This window comes from Pseudomonas salomonii (assembly GCF_900107155.1).
Lineage (GTDB): Bacteria > Pseudomonadota > Gammaproteobacteria > Pseudomonadales > Pseudomonadaceae > Aquipseudomonas > Aquipseudomonas salomonii.
Genome location: NZ_FNOX01000009.1, coordinates 26,763 through 40,765 on the forward strand (window position 1 = coordinate 26,763; position 14,003 = coordinate 40,765).

General features: G+C 59.7%; 13 protein-coding genes. 8 read left to right on the plus strand and 5 right to left on the minus strand.

Translation table 11 applies throughout. The features are described from left to right. Positions 1-74 precede the first annotated feature (74 nt). Entirely contained in the window at positions 75-755 is a 681-nt protein-coding gene (gene inhA / locus BLV67_RS20250; RefSeq protein ID WP_065930251.1) for an isonitrile hydratase, read from the minus strand. A gap of 90 nt (positions 756-845) precedes the next feature. Between inhA and BLV67_RS20255 the strand changes: the two genes are divergently transcribed. Together BLV67_RS20255 and BLV67_RS20260 are read left to right on the plus strand one after the other, a co-directional pair. Further along, the gene (locus tag BLV67_RS20255; RefSeq protein ID WP_069786940.1) at positions 846-1,814 is read left to right on the plus strand and encodes a GlxA family transcriptional regulator; all 969 of its coding nucleotides are present in this window, start codon (positions 846-848) and stop codon (positions 1,812-1,814) included. Positions 1,815-1,914: 100 nt separating this feature from the next. Continuing rightward, positions 1,915-4,140 carry an ATP-binding protein gene (locus BLV67_RS20260; protein WP_069786941.1) on the plus strand — a complete coding sequence of 742 codons (2,226 nt, stop codon included), beginning with the start codon at positions 1,915-1,917 and terminating at the stop codon, positions 4,138-4,140. Here the strand turns inward: BLV67_RS20260 and BLV67_RS20265 are convergent. The 4 genes from BLV67_RS20265 to BLV67_RS20280 form a co-directional block, all read right to left on the minus strand. After that, positions 4,123-5,028 carry an alpha/beta fold hydrolase gene (locus BLV67_RS20265; protein WP_069786942.1) on the minus strand — a complete coding sequence of 302 codons (906 nt, stop codon included), beginning with the start codon at positions 5,026-5,028 and terminating at the stop codon, positions 4,123-4,125. The two genes, BLV67_RS20260 and BLV67_RS20265, sit on opposite strands and share 18 nt — an antisense overlap. 20 nt (positions 5,029-5,048) lie before the next feature. Beyond that, complete coding sequence (locus BLV67_RS20270; RefSeq protein WP_083269351.1) at positions 5,049-5,657, minus strand: GNAT family N-acetyltransferase; 609 nt, start codon at positions 5,655-5,657, stop codon at positions 5,049-5,051. A 123-nt stretch (positions 5,658-5,780) separates the two neighbouring features. Continuing rightward, the gene (locus BLV67_RS20275) at positions 5,781-7,607 is read right to left on the minus strand and encodes a glycoside hydrolase family 15 protein (RefSeq protein ID WP_069786943.1); all 1,827 of its coding nucleotides are present in this window, start codon (positions 7,605-7,607) and stop codon (positions 5,781-5,783) included. Then, positions 7,600-8,400, minus strand: a complete 801-nt coding sequence (locus BLV67_RS20280; RefSeq protein WP_065912299.1) for a glucose 1-dehydrogenase — start codon at positions 8,398-8,400, stop codon at positions 7,600-7,602. Before BLV67_RS20280 ends, BLV67_RS20275 begins: the two co-directional genes overlap by 8 nt. A 256-nt stretch (positions 8,401-8,656) precedes the next feature. Between BLV67_RS20280 and BLV67_RS20285 the strand changes: the two genes are divergently transcribed. The 6 genes from BLV67_RS20285 to BLV67_RS20310 all read left to right on the plus strand — a co-directional run bounded on the left by BLV67_RS20285 (position 8,657) and on the right by BLV67_RS20310 (position 13,999). Then, complete coding sequence (locus BLV67_RS20285; RefSeq protein ID WP_069786944.1) at positions 8,657-9,373, plus strand: HAD family hydrolase; 717 nt, start codon at positions 8,657-8,659, stop codon at positions 9,371-9,373. A 172-nt stretch (positions 9,374-9,545) separates the two neighbouring features. Beyond that, on the plus strand, positions 9,546-10,622 hold the full coding sequence (locus tag BLV67_RS20290; protein ID WP_074854509.1) for a transaldolase family protein: 1,077 nt from the start codon (positions 9,546-9,548) through the stop codon (positions 10,620-10,622). Beyond that, positions 10,619-11,347: a sulfotransferase-like domain-containing protein gene (locus BLV67_RS20295; RefSeq protein WP_069786945.1), complete on the plus strand. Its 729-nt coding sequence runs from the start codon at positions 10,619-10,621 to the stop codon at positions 11,345-11,347. Before BLV67_RS20290 ends, BLV67_RS20295 begins: the two co-directional genes overlap by 4 nt. Before the next feature lie 10 nt (positions 11,348-11,357). Next, positions 11,358-12,083, plus strand: a complete 726-nt coding sequence (locus tag BLV67_RS20300) for an SDR family oxidoreductase (RefSeq protein WP_069786946.1) — start codon at positions 11,358-11,360, stop codon at positions 12,081-12,083. After that, the gene (locus tag BLV67_RS20305) at positions 12,080-13,216 is read left to right on the plus strand and encodes an SDR family oxidoreductase (RefSeq protein WP_069786947.1); all 1,137 of its coding nucleotides are present in this window, start codon (positions 12,080-12,082) and stop codon (positions 13,214-13,216) included. Before BLV67_RS20300 ends, BLV67_RS20305 begins: the two co-directional genes overlap by 4 nt. A 12-nt stretch (positions 13,217-13,228) precedes the next feature. Further along, positions 13,229-13,999, plus strand: a complete 771-nt coding sequence (locus BLV67_RS20310) for a class I SAM-dependent methyltransferase (RefSeq protein WP_069786948.1) — start codon at positions 13,229-13,231, stop codon at positions 13,997-13,999. Positions 14,000-14,003: the final 4 nt, after the last annotated feature.

Consider the following 14,003-nt stretch of genomic DNA (forward strand, 5'->3'; position numbering starts at 1 on the left):
GTGGGAGCTGTCGAGCCCCGGCGAGGCTGCGAAGGCCGCAGCACTGGCGAAGTACAGGTTGCCTGACCCACCGCCTAGCCCAGCCGCGCGGCCGCACGCGCCGCAATTTCACCGCGCACCCGACGTGATTCCGTCGTGCGCTTGTTGGCTTCCTCCAGCACATGTTTGGGCGCGGTGTCCGGGCTGCCCGCGTCAAACGGCGGTGCCGGCGCGTATTCGATCTGCAACTGCACCAGCTGTGCGGCGGCTTCGCTGTACAGCTCGGCGGCCAGGGTCAGTGCAAAGTCGATCCCCGCTGTAATCCCGCCACCGGTGAACAGGTTGCCGTCACGCACCACGCGCGCCTGGATCGGGATGGCGCCCAGTGGCGCGAGCAGGTCGTGGTAGGCCCAGTGGGTGGTGGCTTTGCGGCCGCGCAGCAAACCGGCCGCGCCGAGCACCAGTGAACCGGTGCATACCGAGGTCACGTAGCGGGCGGTCTGTGCCTGGGCTTTGAGGAAGTCGAGTGTTTGCGGGTCTTCCATCAAGGCGCCGACGCCGGAACCGCCGGGCACGCATATCACATCCAGGCGCGGGCAGTCGGCATACGTCATGGTCGGAGTGAACACCAAACCGGTGCTGGAAGTGACCGGTGCCAGGTCTTTCCACACCAGGTGCAGCTTCACATCCGGCAGCGAACCCAGCACGTCATAGGGGCCAGTAAGGTCCAGTTGCTGGATGCCGGGAAACAACAAAAAGCCGATCTGCAAGGTCATGAATCAAGCTCCGATAAAGGGGTGGACGGCTTCACTGTAGAGGCCTAGGCTTTGGCGAATACGCCATTGAACCCACAAATCACGCCAATCATGACCCGGATCATTCACGTTCTCGCTTTCGATAATGCCCAGGTGCTCGACGTGACCGGGCCGTTGCAGGTGTTCGCCTCGACCAATGACCTGGCGCGCCAGCGCGGCCTGGCGTTGCCTTACGCGGTCTCGGTGGTCGCCGCGCAGGACGCGCCGGTGATGACCTCCGCCGGCCTGGCGCTGGTGGCCGAGCCGCTGCCCGCGGCGGATACACCCTGCGACACGCTGGTGATCGCCGGCGGCTGGGGCGTGTACGGCGCCGCCGAAGACCCCGCGTTGGTGCAGTGGGTGCGCGAAAAGGCCAGGCACACACGGCGCATGACGTCGGTGTGCACCGGGGCTTTTTTGCTCGCCGCCAGCGGCCTGCTCGACGGCTGCCGTGTGGCCACCCACTGGACCCGCTGTGAAGAACTGGCGCGCAAGTTTCCCGCGCTGACGGTGGAGTCCAACCCGATCTTTATCCAGCAAGGTGCGGTGTGGACCTCCGCCGGCGTCACTGCCGGCATCGACCTGTGCCTGGCCCTGGTGGAAGAAGACCTCGGCCGCGCCGTCGCCCTGGAAGTGGCGCGGCATTTGGTGGTGTTCCTTAAACGCCCGGGCGGGCAATCACAATTCAGCGCAACCTTGTCGCTGCAAAAGGGCGACAGCCGCTTTGCCGACTTGCATGCCTGGATGGCCGACAACCTTACCCTGGACCTGAGCATCGCCACCCTGGCCGCCCAGGCCGGCATGAGCGAGCGCAGTTTTGTGCGCCACTACCGCACCGAAACCGGCCAGACCCCGGCCCGCGCCGTCGAATTGATTCGCGTGGAAACGGCGCGGCGGCAGTTGGCCGACAGCACGGCATCGATCAAACGCATTGCGGTGCAATGCGGTTTTGGCTGTGAGGAAACCCTGCGGCGCAGCTTTCTGCGGGCCCTGGATGTCACGCCTCAGGCCTACCGGGAGCGCTTCTGCCAACCGGTTTGAATGAAAACGTACAGCGTTGAACCAAGGTGCTATTTTGGCGGCAGTACCCCGTGCAGCGACTTGCGCCCCTCTTCCCTCCGCCCCCGGCGTGACCTGCCCCATGAAGCCATTGCCTGCGATCAACGCCAATCCCCTGCGGGACGATTGCGCGAGCGAGCCCATTCACATTCCAGGGACCATCCAACCCCACGGGTTGTTGTTAACGCTGAGCGAACCGGCGTTGGTGGTGCTGCAAGCCAGTACTAACCTCAATGCAGCCTTGGGGCTGGGGCCTGGAACCTTGACCGGGAAGGCCTTGGCCAGCCTCGTTGGCGATGCGGCGTTGGCCGGCATTCGGTTGGCGCTGGCAGACCTGGATGCGGATGAAGATGAACTGCATCAGGTGACGCTCAATGGCGAGTTGTTTGATGCGTTATTGCACCGCCATCAAGGCCTGTTATTGCTCGAGTTGGAGCGCTCCGTGACGCCCCGGCATGCGGCCCAGATGCACGTGGCCCGAACCTTGCGCCGCCTGCAGTCGGCCAAGAGCCTCGATGGGCTCTACCAGACCTGCGTCACCGAGATTCGCGCCCTGACCGGCTATGACCGGGTTACCCTGTATCGCTTCGAGCAGGAGGGCCACGGCAAAGTCATCGGCGAATCCCTAAGCGAGGGTATGCAGCCGTATCTGGGCCTGTGTTTCCCTGCCTCGGACATCCCGCCCCAAGCCCGCGAACTCTACCGGCTGAACTGGATTCGGGTGATTCCCGACGCCGAGTACCTGCCGGTGCCGATCCTGCCGGCCCTGCGCCCGGACACCGGTCAAGCCCTGGACCTCAGCTTTGCGGTGCTGCGCAGCGTTTCCCCGGTTCACTGTCGCTATCTGAAAAATATGGGCGTGCGTTCGTCGATGAGCATTTCCCTGCTCAAGGACGATCAGCTCTGGGGGCTGATTACCTGCGGTCACCGTGAACCCTTGCGCGTGCCCCATGAGTTACGCACCGCCTGTATCAGCATCGGCCAGCTGTTGTCGATGCAGATCACGTTGCTTCAGGAACAGGAGGCGCGTCGTCAGCAGCAGGAAAAAACCGGCATGATCGACAGGTTGGTCGCCGCCATGGCGGCGCAAACGTGCGATGTACTCGAGAGCCTGTTGCCGCACGCCGACACCTTGCTGAGCCTGACAGCCGCCGAGGGGCTGGCCATTCTGGTGGAGGAGCGCCTGCATCGCTTTGGCGTTTGCCCCAGCGAGGCTGACATTCGCGCGCTGTACCCGTGGATTCAGCAGCAGGGTAAAGGCGTGGTCGCCAGCCACCAATTGTCCGCCGACTTCCCGCCGGCTGCCGCCTGCCAGGCCTTCGCCAGCGGCTTATTAGCCTTGCGACTGCCCAAGCCTACGGACAACGCAGTGATGTGGTTCCGCCCTGAGGTCAAAACCACCGTGCAGTGGAGTGGCGAACCGATCAAACACAGCGAGGCGGGTGCGGCGGCGTTAAGCCCGCGTCAGTCATTTGCCCTATGGAAACAGCAGGTCGACGGCAAGGCGCTGCAATGGTCGGCCTCGGAGTTACAGGCCGTGGAGAGCCTGCGCCGCAATGCCCTGGAGCATGACCTGGCGCGCCAGGTACAGCGCGAGCATGCAGCCGTGCGGGCGCGGGATGAGCTGGTGGCGGTGGTTTCCCATGACCTGCGCAGCCCGCTGACGATCCTGCTGATGCAATGCGGCATGATGCACAAGATGATGCCCGCCGACGACACCAAAGCCACCCTTCGCTTGAACACCGCGATTCAAACCATGCAAACCGCGACCGCGCGTATGAACACGTTGCTGACGGACTTGATCGACCTTTCCCGCATTGAAGCGGGGCGCTACCAGGTCGCCTTGCAAGCGGTGGACGTGGCGCCCACGCTCGAGCAGCTCGGGTTGATGTGGCACCCGCTGGCAGCGGCCAAGGGCGTCAACCTCACGTGGCGGACCCAGCCAGGGCTGTGCGTGCAGGCCGACCCTGAGCGTCTGTTCCAAGTGTTTTCAAACCTGCTGAGTAATGCCCTGAAGTTCACTGGCCTGGGCGGGGCGATCGAGGTGATTGCTCAGGCAGCAGGCGACGATGTGCTGTTTCGCGTGTGTGACAATGGCGCCGGTATCGGCGCGGCGCAGTTGCCCTGCATCTTCGAGCGCTACTGGACGTCCCGCGAGGGCAACCCCAATGGCAGCGGCCTGGGCTTGTATATCTGCCATGGCATCGTCCAAGCCCACGGCGGCTCGCTTTGGGCAGAAAGCGTGGTGGGGCAGGGCAGTGTCTTCAGCTTCAGGATCGCGGCGGCGCTCTCAGGTTCTGTCGAGTAGTTCAAACAGCGCCTCAAGGGTCACCTGCGGCGCTTCCTGAAACACATTGTGGCCAACCCCCGGCAACACCTGACGCCGATACACGCCGCTGAAGCACGCCACATCGTCGTCCTCGACCGGGGCCGGGCCGACGCCATCATCGGCGCCGCACAGCGAGATGCTCGGCACCGAAATCGGCGGCTGCAGCGCCAGTGCCTGCTCGATGGCTTCCAGCGCCGGGTCGCCGGGGGCGTACATGAAGCGATGGCGATAGGAGTGAATGACCACCTCGACAAAATCCGGGTTATCAAACGACGGCGCGGTCTTGGCGTAGAGGCTCGGCCCTGCGGCCCAGGTCGGCGACCACAGCGTCCACAGCAGCTCGCATAGCTCGCGGCGATTGGCGGTCAAACCGTCCACGCCACGCTGGGTGTGAAAGTAGAACTGATACCACAGGCGGTGCTCTGTGTCGGGCGCGCGCGGCTTGAGTGAATGGGCGATGTCCTGAATGTTGTAGCCATCTCCCGTCACCAACCCACGTACCCGCTCGGGCCACAGCGCGGCGACGATACACGCGGCGCGGCCACCCCAGTCAAAACCCGCCAATGTGGCTTGCGGGATGTGCAGGGCATCCATGAAATCCAGCAAATCCTTGGCCAACGCCGCCTGTTGGCCGGAGCGCATGACCTGCGCATTGATAAACCGCGTCGGGCCATAGCCGCGCAGGTAGGGCACCAGCACACGGTAGCCACGCTCGGCCAGCACCGGCGCGATGTCATCGTAGCCACGCGGGTCATAGGGGAAACCGTGCAGCAGGATAATCGGCGCACCGCCTTCGGGGCCGTGGGCTTCATAGGCCACGTCGAGCATGGAGGTGCGCACGTAGAGCAGTGGGGCGAGTGGGGTCATGACGGTCTTCTCGTAGCTGGCTAAAAGTGAAAAACTTTAGTCGAACGCTGTGACGGGAGATCGAACGATCGAAGGCAATATTCTGACTTGTCTGGACACTCGCGCACCAATAATCCCAGTGCTGTCAGGTCATGCCGCTGGCCATTCCAGAATCCGGCCTCTCGCAATGTGCCTTCGGTTTTAAAACCCAGGCGTTTCAATAGCGCTAGCGAAGCAGAGTTTTGCGGATGCACCATCGCTTCTACCCGATGCAACTGCATATGCTCAAAGCCCCAATCAAGCATGGCCTGCAAGGCTTCGCGCATCAAACCTTGCCCGCGAGCAGCAGGCGCCAGTTCGCAGGACAAAGCGCAGCTGTTCCAGGCGCAGTTCCACCTGAACAGGCCACAACTGCCGATCAATGTGCCTTGGTGTTCAAGGCCCCAGCGGGTGCCTGGGTTGGGGTGAGTGCGCCACTGGGCGAAGGTGTCGATAAGGGCTTCGGCCTGGGCGAGGTCAGTCATGGGGTCGGCGCCGAACCAGCGCATGCTCGCGGCATCGGCGTGGATGGCGAACAGCGCGGGGGCGTCGGTGACTTGCAGTTCTCGCAGGCGCAGGCGTGGGGTTTTGAGGGTAGGAAATCCGCTCATGGCGCCAGTGTCGCGACAACCGGATCGCGATCAACGATTTTGACTAAAGGATGCCGCTCCACCTCTACCTCCATGTTTTGCGCACAACCCAACGACGGGTCTGGCCATTGTGCCCAGCCCGCCTCAGGGTTGCCACACGGTCTTTACCCCACTGAGCTTGCGGTCCAGAAAAGTCGCTGCGCTGATCAGCGCCAAGTGGCTCAGCGCCTGGGGCGTATTGCCCAAGTGACGGGCCTGGCTGTCGAATTCTTCGGCGTAAAGGCCCAGCGGGTTGGCGTAGCGCAGCAGTTGTTCGAATTCCAGGTGGGCTTTCTCCACCTGGCCGGCGCGGGCCAGGCATTCGACGTACCAGAACGAGCAGGCCGTAAAGGCGCCTTCGGTACCTTGCAGGCCGTCGATCTGGCTGTCGTCGTTGCGGTAGCGATAGACCATGCCGTCACGCACCAGGCTTTTCTGGATCGCTTCCAGGGTCGACAGCCAGCGCGGGTCGGTGGCCGCGACGAAGCGCACCAGCGGCATCAGCAGCATCGAACCATCCAGCGCGGTGCTGCCGATATGTTGCACAAAGTGCCCGCGCTCTTCGTTCCAGAAGTTGCTCCAGATATCGGCGTAGATGGCCTGGCGGGTCTGGTCCCAGCGTGCAAATGGGGCCGGCAGCGAGCGTTTGGAGGCCAGGCGGATCGCGCGGTCCAGCGCCACCCAGCACATCAGCCGCGAATGCAGGAAGTGATGCTGTTCGCCGCGCATCTCCCAGATGCCCACGTCTTTCTGGTTCCAGATTTCGCAGACCTGGTCGGCCACTTCCACCGTGTGCTTCCAGCCTTCATGGGAAATCGCCTCGCCGTATTTGTTGACCAGGTACACCGCGTCCATCAGCTCGCCGTAGATATCCAACTGGATCTGGTCGAATGCCTCATTACCGACGCGCACCGGCTTGGCATCGCCATGCCCGCTCAAGTGGTCGAGTGTGGTTTCCGGCAGTTGCTGACGCCCATCGATGCCATAGAGGATATTGATTTTGGTCGGCTGCCCGCAGCAGTCGCTGACCCGGCCTTTGAGCCAGCGCATGTAGCTATTGGCTTCCTCGACAAAGCCCAGGCGCATAAACGCGTAGACGGTGAACGAGGCGTCGCGGATCCAGGTGTAACGGTAGTCCCAGTTGCGTTCGCCGCCGGGAGACTCGGGCAGGCCGAAGGTGGCGGCGGCGATGATCGCGCCGTGTTTGCGCGAGGTCAAAAGCTTCAAGGCCAGCGCCGAGCGGTTGACCATTTCGCGCCAGCGCCCACGGTAATTGGATTGCGCGATCCAGCCGCGCCAGAACTTCAGGGTGCGTTCCAGGTACAGGTCGGTGCAGTCGTTGGTGACGCGCGGGTCGTCGGCGCCACCGAGGACAAACTCGGCGCCTTCGTCCTGGCTCAGGCTAAAGCGTGCGACTGCCGCCTGGTCTTCGAGGTTCAGCGGATGGCTGCCGACCAGGCGCAGGCCGGGCTGGCCGTCAGCCGTAAACAGCACGCCACCGTTATCGGCCTTCGCCTGGGTCGGCGCGCGCGCATAGTCATGGCGCACGGCGCAGCGCAGGTGAAGGGTGGCTTCGCCGCTGACCACACGCACGCGGCGAATCAGCAGCGGCAGTTCGTCGACGTCTTCGCTGACGGTCAGCAGGTCAGTGATTTCCACCACCGCTTCATCACTCAGCCAGCGGGTTTGCAGCACATTGGTGTCGGGCAGGTAGATTTGCTCGCGGCGCGCGTTGGGCAGGTCGGGGGTGAGTTGGAAAGCACCAGCCTCGGGCGTGTCCAGCAGCGAGCAGAAAACCGACGGGCTGTCGAATTCCGGCCAGCAGAAAAAATCGATGCTGCCTTTATCGTTCACCAGTGCTGCGCTGCGCATATCGCCGATGATGCCGTGGGCATCGATGGCGCTTTGGGGTTCGTTCTTGAAATCAACCATTGCCACGAAACTCCGGATAAAGGCTCATGCCGCCATCAATAAACAAGGTGCTGCCCACCACGTAGTCGGAGGCATCACTGGCCAGCCAGACCACCGCATTGGCCACGTCTTCCACGTCGCCTACGCGGCCGTAGGGAATCAACTTGAGCAATTCTTTTTCAGCCGCGCCTTCCGTGGCCGCACGGTTGATTGCCGTGCGAATCGCCCCTGGCGCGATGCCATTGATGCGGATGCGCTGTTCACTGACTTCCTGGGCGAGGGTGCGCATCAGCATCTCCACGCCGCCCTTGGAGGCCGCGTAATTCACATGCCCGGCCCACGGGATGACCTGGTGCACCGAACTCATGTGGATGATTTTGCCGGCCGCCCGCGAGACGCCATCGCGAATGCCTTGGCGGTTGAAGATCCGTACGGCGGCGCGGGCGCACAGGAACTGGCCGGTGAGGTTGACGCCGATCACGGTGTTCCAGTCATCGAGGGTCATGTCGACCAGATTGGCGTCTTTTTGCAGGCCCGAGTTGGCCACCAGAATGTCCAGGTGGCCGAAGGCCTCGACGGTCTGGGCAAATAAACGCTCCACGTCGGCTTCTTTGGACACGTCGCCACCGATGGCAATCGCTCGCCCGCCGCCTGCGTTGATCTGAGCGGCAAGGGCTTGCGCCGGCGCCGCCTGAGAATTGTAGTTAAGCACCACGGCCGCCCCGGCCTCGGCCAACGCCTTGGCCGCACCTGCGCCGATGCCGGAGCTGGCGCCGGTGACCAGGGCCACTTGTTGCTGCAAGGAGATCTGCATTGCCCGCCCACCGTTTTATGAGAGTCCTTTGTGCTGACTGACACGCGTCGGTAGAAGTTCAGCTAGCTCAAATGGGTTTCCCCATGGTGGCGTCGCCTTTATCGGAATAAAAAACACGTTATAAATAATTAAAAGTAATTAATAATCCACTAAAAATCGTTTGACAGGTTATTGCCCTGAGGGTCTTATAGGCACTCATCAATGTGCTCCGCTGGTAGTTCAGAAGTCATCGCGGATATACCTATAAGAGATGCCTATGCACCCATTGGCCTTTATAGGGGAACTACCAGTTCAGGAGGCAGCGCCTGTCCGCGTGGGCGTGCCTAAGTTAGTGATCTTCGATTGCGACGGTGTATTAGTGCAAAGCGAAGAAATCACCCTGCCTGTATTGATTTCCCTGCTGAATGAACAAGCACGTCGTGACGCGCCAGAGGCTAAGGGGCTTGACTCAGTAGAATTCATTGAGCGCTTTCGTGGGCGCAAGATTGCCGACTGCTTACGTGAAGCAGAACAGCGCTTGAATATTTGCCTGGACAGTCAATTCGAACAAACTTTTCGTCAGCATGCACGCGTCGCTTTGACTGCGCAGTTAAAACCTACCGATGGAATCCATGAAGTGCTGGAAAGTCTGACGCTGCCTTTTTGCGTAGCCTCCAGTGCGCCCCTTAATAAAATAGAGCACTGTTTACGCCTCACGGGACTGTTGTCTTATTTTGAGGGGCGCATATTCAGTTGTTACGAACTAGGCCGTTGGAAACCAGACCCCTTGGTGTTTTTAACGGCGTGCGCTGCTTATAACGTCGACCCCCTTGATGCAAGGGTTATTGAAGACAGTGTTGCCGGTATTCACGCGGCGGTTGCAGCCAATATAAGTGTGTTGGGTTTTGGGCCAGTGGACCGACATTCAGTGTTGGCCGATGCCGGGGCGTTACCTTTTTCCGATATGCGCGAATTACGTACGTTACTGGCGTGATATGACTACTCAAGGAGGAGGCGCTGTGAAGATTTCAGGTTATACAGAGCGACTAAAGAGTAATGATCAACGGTCGGAGGTGTGGTGGGATTCGTCGCCGGCCGTCTATCTACCTTACAAGACACACTTGCTTGAGAAATACCCCGCAGCCTTCAGTTCCATCGAACAGTTAATGCCCGACACGTTTGCGCAACCCGGCGGGTTCAGTAATGTAACGACAAACCCTCGTCTGGTAACGGCGGTGATTCTTGAAAAGCGTGACTATTGGTTGTCGCGGTTCAATCTCGCCCAGCTGGCGCCCCAAGAGTTGCGCAGGAAGCTGTACGACGAAGTGATCGTGCAGGGCGCTTCGGATCTGAAGCAGCGCTGGGTTCAATCCGGCCAGCGTGAAGGCTGGATTTGCGCGCAAGTCGATCCTGTCGATGTGCGCTGCGCTGAACGCATGACTGCCAGGGGAGTGGCGCTGCGTCAGTTGGCTGCGAATGTGATGGTGAAGGTCCCCGCAAGCCTGGAGGGCCTTGCGACGGTTGAGCATTTAGTGGCGCAAGGCAGCTCAGTGAACATCACCTTCTGCTTCACGGTTGCGCAGTTCCAGGCAGGCATCGAGGCCATAGAACGTGCAAGGGTGACTGCACGCAGCAAGGGTGTCGACACCCGCCACTGCCAGTATGTGATCACATTCATGATCGGGCGCTTTGCCTGTCAGCCCGAGTTTGCGTTACAAGTGGCCGAGCGTGGCTTGGCGTTGAGCCCGGAGGACCTGCGCTGGGCCGAGTTGTTGGTTTATGAGCAGGTACAGGCGCTGGTCTCGGCGTCAGCCGCGCCGGTTAAAACCCTGCTTTCCAGCATAAAAGTCGATGTCGACGAGCGTGGCAACAAGCACTGCTGGCACTTGGAGAAGACCGGCTTGTTGGCGACGTGCTACACGCTGACGCCGGAAGTGGTTGAGTTTTTGGTTGAGCGCGAAAGTCGCGGTAAACCGGTGTTTCCTGCGGGGGAACCCTTGAAGCCGCCAGCTTCGACACTTGCGAAGTTGTTGCGTATTCCATATTTCTGCGAAGCCTACTTTCTGGACGGCATCGAGCCTTATGACTTTTGCAACCATGAGGCTTTTATCAACACCTGCAATGAGGCCAACAGTGCGCACCGGCGCCTGGCCGATTTCTGCACGCGACTCTGCCCCCCTGTGCACGCTTTCAGCCGCTCCCTCAATACGATCATGGCGGCCGACTACGGGGTGCTGGTATGAACAAGATGGTCGGGTTATGGGCGCACCCCCGTTCCAGGTCCACGGTGTTGGAACGCGTGTTTATCGAGCGCGGAGACTTCGAAGTCTTCCACGAGCCGTTTGCCCATATGGCATTTTCTGCCGATTCTGAAATCCCGTCGGATGAATGGGATCACAGTTTCCCCACCACTTATCAGGCAATAAAAGAGCGACTGGTAAAGACCAGGGAAACGGCCAACGTATTTCATAAAGACATGTGTTATCACTGCCTCGATCACTTGAAAGTTGACGTGGAGTTTCTGGCGCAACAAGACAATATCTTTCTTGTTCGCGAGCCCGCCAGCAGCATTCTTTCGCATTATCGCGTACACCCCAACATGCCGTTGCAGGCCATTGGGCATAAAGCCTTGTACGAAATATTTTGTGTGGTCACTAAACTTACCGGCAAAGTGCCCTATGTGATTAATGCTGATGACCTGGCGGCAGATCCGCAACGGGTGATTGGCAAGCTGTGTGACTATTTGGATATTGAATTCCTGCCGCAAGCCATGGTGTGGAAGCGCGAGTGCCCACCCCAATGGAAAACCTGGAGAAGTTGGCACGTCGCAGCAGAAAACAGTGAATGCATTATTCCATCGAGTAAGCCTTACGCTACTAAAGAGGAACTCGACACTATACCCGCGTTAAAAGCGATGTATGACTATCACCGGGTTTTTTACGCGCGCATGAACGAGTTCTGTCAATAGGGAGCAGGGCATGAAAAAGTTGGTTATTACCGGTGCCGCCAATGGAATTGGTCGGGCAACCCTGGAGCGGGCGATTGTTGAAGGTTACTTTGTCATTGCCGTGGATAAGGACGCGGACGCCCTTAACAGGCTGCAACAGACTTACGGTGCGAGTGTATTGGAGGCTCATGTTGCCGATCTTGCCAATGATGCTGTGATCAAGGGCTTTATTCCAAGCCTGTATGAGCGTCATTCCACGCTCTATGGGTTAGTTAATAATGCAGGGCTGTATCACGGCAAAAGTATTTACGCCTATTCCGATAACGAAGTGGACGAAATGCTTAACGTTAACCTCAAAGCATTACTTTATCTTTCCAAAGACTTCGCCGAACGCGAAATGAAGCACGAAGCGCCGCGCAGCATCGTCAATATCACCTCAGTGGCAGGGGAAGTGGGCAGTTGTGATGCCCTGTACGGCGCCACCAAGGCTGCCGTGATCGGCTTGACCAAGGCCAATGCCTGGAACTTCGCGCCTTTTGTGCGGGTAAACGCAGTATCGCCGGCACTGATTCACGACACCGCCATCTACGACACCATTCCTGAATATCGGCGGGCGGAGTACGCACGCCAGGAAATTCTCAAGGACCCGATCCTGCCCAGTGGTGTGGCCGAGGTCATCCTGCTGTTGGTCGGTAATGGTTTTCGGCATATGACCGGCAAGGTTATTCCGGTTGATAACGGAGCCTACCCACGATGAACCAGTCCATACCGAAGAAAAAGTTGCTGTTGGTGGGCGCCGGTAACTTGTGCCTGCAAATTCTCAAGATTCTGGCGCCCAGGAACAGGTTCGAGTTTGTCGTGCTGGGGCGCAACGAAGAAGCGACCATCAGGCTGTGCAACCTAATTACGCTGGCGTGCGCACAACTGGAACAGTATGTTGCTATCTCGCCGGTGATCGCTGACTTGACCGATATCGGCAGCGTTACCCAGGTACTCCGGGAGCACGCCCCGGACATCATCGTGAACTGCGCCTCGTTGCAGTCCTGGCGAGTGATCACCGGGTTGCCCAAACGCTCGTTCGAGCAGCTTGACCAGGCACAGTTCGGTCCCTGGCTACCCATGCACCTGACATTGATGCATGACTTGATGCAAGCCGTGAAGGCCTCCGGTATCGCCACCCTGACCGTCAATGCGGCCTTTCCCGATGCCGTCAATCCGATCCTGGCCAGGGTCGGGCTGGCCCCTGATATCGGCGTGGGCAATGTCGCCAACCTGATTCCGGCCGTGCGTTTTTCCATCGCGCGGTTGCTGAAGTGCTCTCCCGCTGAGGTGGAAGTGATGCTGTACGCCCAGCATTATTTCAGCCACTACGTGCCACGCGGCGGCCTGCCCACGCGTGCCAGCTATCGCTTGCTGTATGAGGTTCGCGGCCGGCGTGAGGTCGCTCGCCTGTCTAATGAGGTGATTTTTTCGACGGTGAAATCCGAGTTTCGGCGCTTGGGCGGGGTTGATGGGCAGTTTCTAACCGCGTGTTCCGCGGTCACTGTGATCGAAGGGCTGTTCTCACCGACACCGGTACTGGTGCACGCGCCAGGCCCGCTGGGGCTTCCGGGGGGCTATCCGGTCTGGCTTCAGGATGGACGCATCAAGGTGCACTTCTCCGACGAGTGCCCCTACGACGACGCGGTGCGCCTCAACAGCATTTGCCAAAGCCACGATGGTATCGACGAAATCCATTGTGACGGCTCGGTCACCTTCAACCCCAGGTGCATGGCAATCATGCAGACGATGCTGGGGTACTCCAAGGACATCATGTCGGTTCGGCAGTCTGCGGACTGTGCTCGGGAGTTGGCGGGAAAGTACCTGTCTTTCAAAAATTCAATCGGCTAGGGGCGGTGTGCCATGAGTCAAATTCTGGGGTATGAACACGAGGAAGTAGCCCATTACTCAACGCAGTATTCGCCGGACTTTGTCGAGCGCTGGGACGCGTTGATTGATTGGGAAAAAAGAAAGGCCGGCGAACAGGGGTTCTTTGAGCAGTTGCTGAAAAGTCACGGAGTGAAATCGGTGCTCGATGTATCCACGGGCAGTGGTTTTCATGCCGTGCAACTCAAGCAGGCAGGTTTCGAGGTGGTCGCTACGGACGGTAGCGGCACGATGCTGAACAAAGCCCGACAAAACTTTCTTGAGCGTCAATTGGCAATTGAATCCCACCACAAGGAGTGGCTTGAGCTCGACCCGGACATGCTGGGCACGTTCGATGCCGTGGTGTGCCTGGGCAGTTCACTGTGCCATGTGTTTGAGGCCAGCGACCGTATAAGCGTGCTGCGCACGTTCAGGGCCTTGCTCAAGCCAGGCGGTGTGTTGATTGTTGATCAGCGTAATTTCCGTGCTATTCGCGCGGGCAACTTCAAATCCAGCGGCAATTATTATTACTGCGGTGCCAGCGCGTCGGTCAGCCTGGGAAGGGTCGATGCACAGGTGTGTGAGTTCATTTACGACTTTGACGATAAACAACGCTACAGCCTGAAAGTGTATCCGTTATTGCCAGCGGACCTGGCCGACGAGATTCGGGCCAGCGGCTTCTCTGCCCATAAGGAATACGGTGATTTTCAGCCTGTCTTCGACGGGATGGATTGTGATTTTGTCATCCACACCGCCCGCGCCGTGTGAGGGC

Coding starts and splice junctions, on each gene's coding strand:
- inhA (WP_065930251.1), bottom strand. CDS start 755: ATGACCTTGCAGATCGGCTTTTTGTTGTTTCCCGGCATCCAGCAACTG.
- BLV67_RS20255 (WP_069786940.1), top strand. CDS start 846: ATGACCCGGATCATTCACGTTCTCGCTTTCGATAATGCCCAGGTGCTC.
- BLV67_RS20260 (WP_069786941.1), top strand. CDS start 1,915: ATGAAGCCATTGCCTGCGATCAACGCCAATCCCCTGCGGGACGATTGC.
- BLV67_RS20265 (WP_069786942.1), bottom strand. CDS start 5,028: ATGACCCCACTCGCCCCACTGCTCTACGTGCGCACCTCCATGCTCGAC.
- BLV67_RS20270 (WP_083269351.1), bottom strand. CDS start 5,657: ATGAGCGGATTTCCTACCCTCAAAACCCCACGCCTGCGCCTGCGAGAA.
- BLV67_RS20275 (WP_069786943.1), bottom strand. CDS start 7,607: ATGGTTGATTTCAAGAACGAACCCCAAAGCGCCATCGATGCCCACGGC.
- BLV67_RS20280 (WP_065912299.1), bottom strand. CDS start 8,400: ATGCAGATCTCCTTGCAGCAACAAGTGGCCCTGGTCACCGGCGCCAGC.
- BLV67_RS20285 (WP_069786944.1), top strand. CDS start 8,657: ATGCACCCATTGGCCTTTATAGGGGAACTACCAGTTCAGGAGGCAGCG.
- BLV67_RS20290 (WP_074854509.1), top strand. CDS start 9,546: ATGCCCGACACGTTTGCGCAACCCGGCGGGTTCAGTAATGTAACGACA.
- BLV67_RS20295 (WP_069786945.1), top strand. CDS start 10,619: ATGAACAAGATGGTCGGGTTATGGGCGCACCCCCGTTCCAGGTCCACG.
- BLV67_RS20300 (WP_069786946.1), top strand. CDS start 11,358: ATGAAAAAGTTGGTTATTACCGGTGCCGCCAATGGAATTGGTCGGGCA.
- BLV67_RS20305 (WP_069786947.1), top strand. CDS start 12,080: ATGAACCAGTCCATACCGAAGAAAAAGTTGCTGTTGGTGGGCGCCGGT.
- BLV67_RS20310 (WP_069786948.1), top strand. CDS start 13,229: ATGAGTCAAATTCTGGGGTATGAACACGAGGAAGTAGCCCATTACTCA.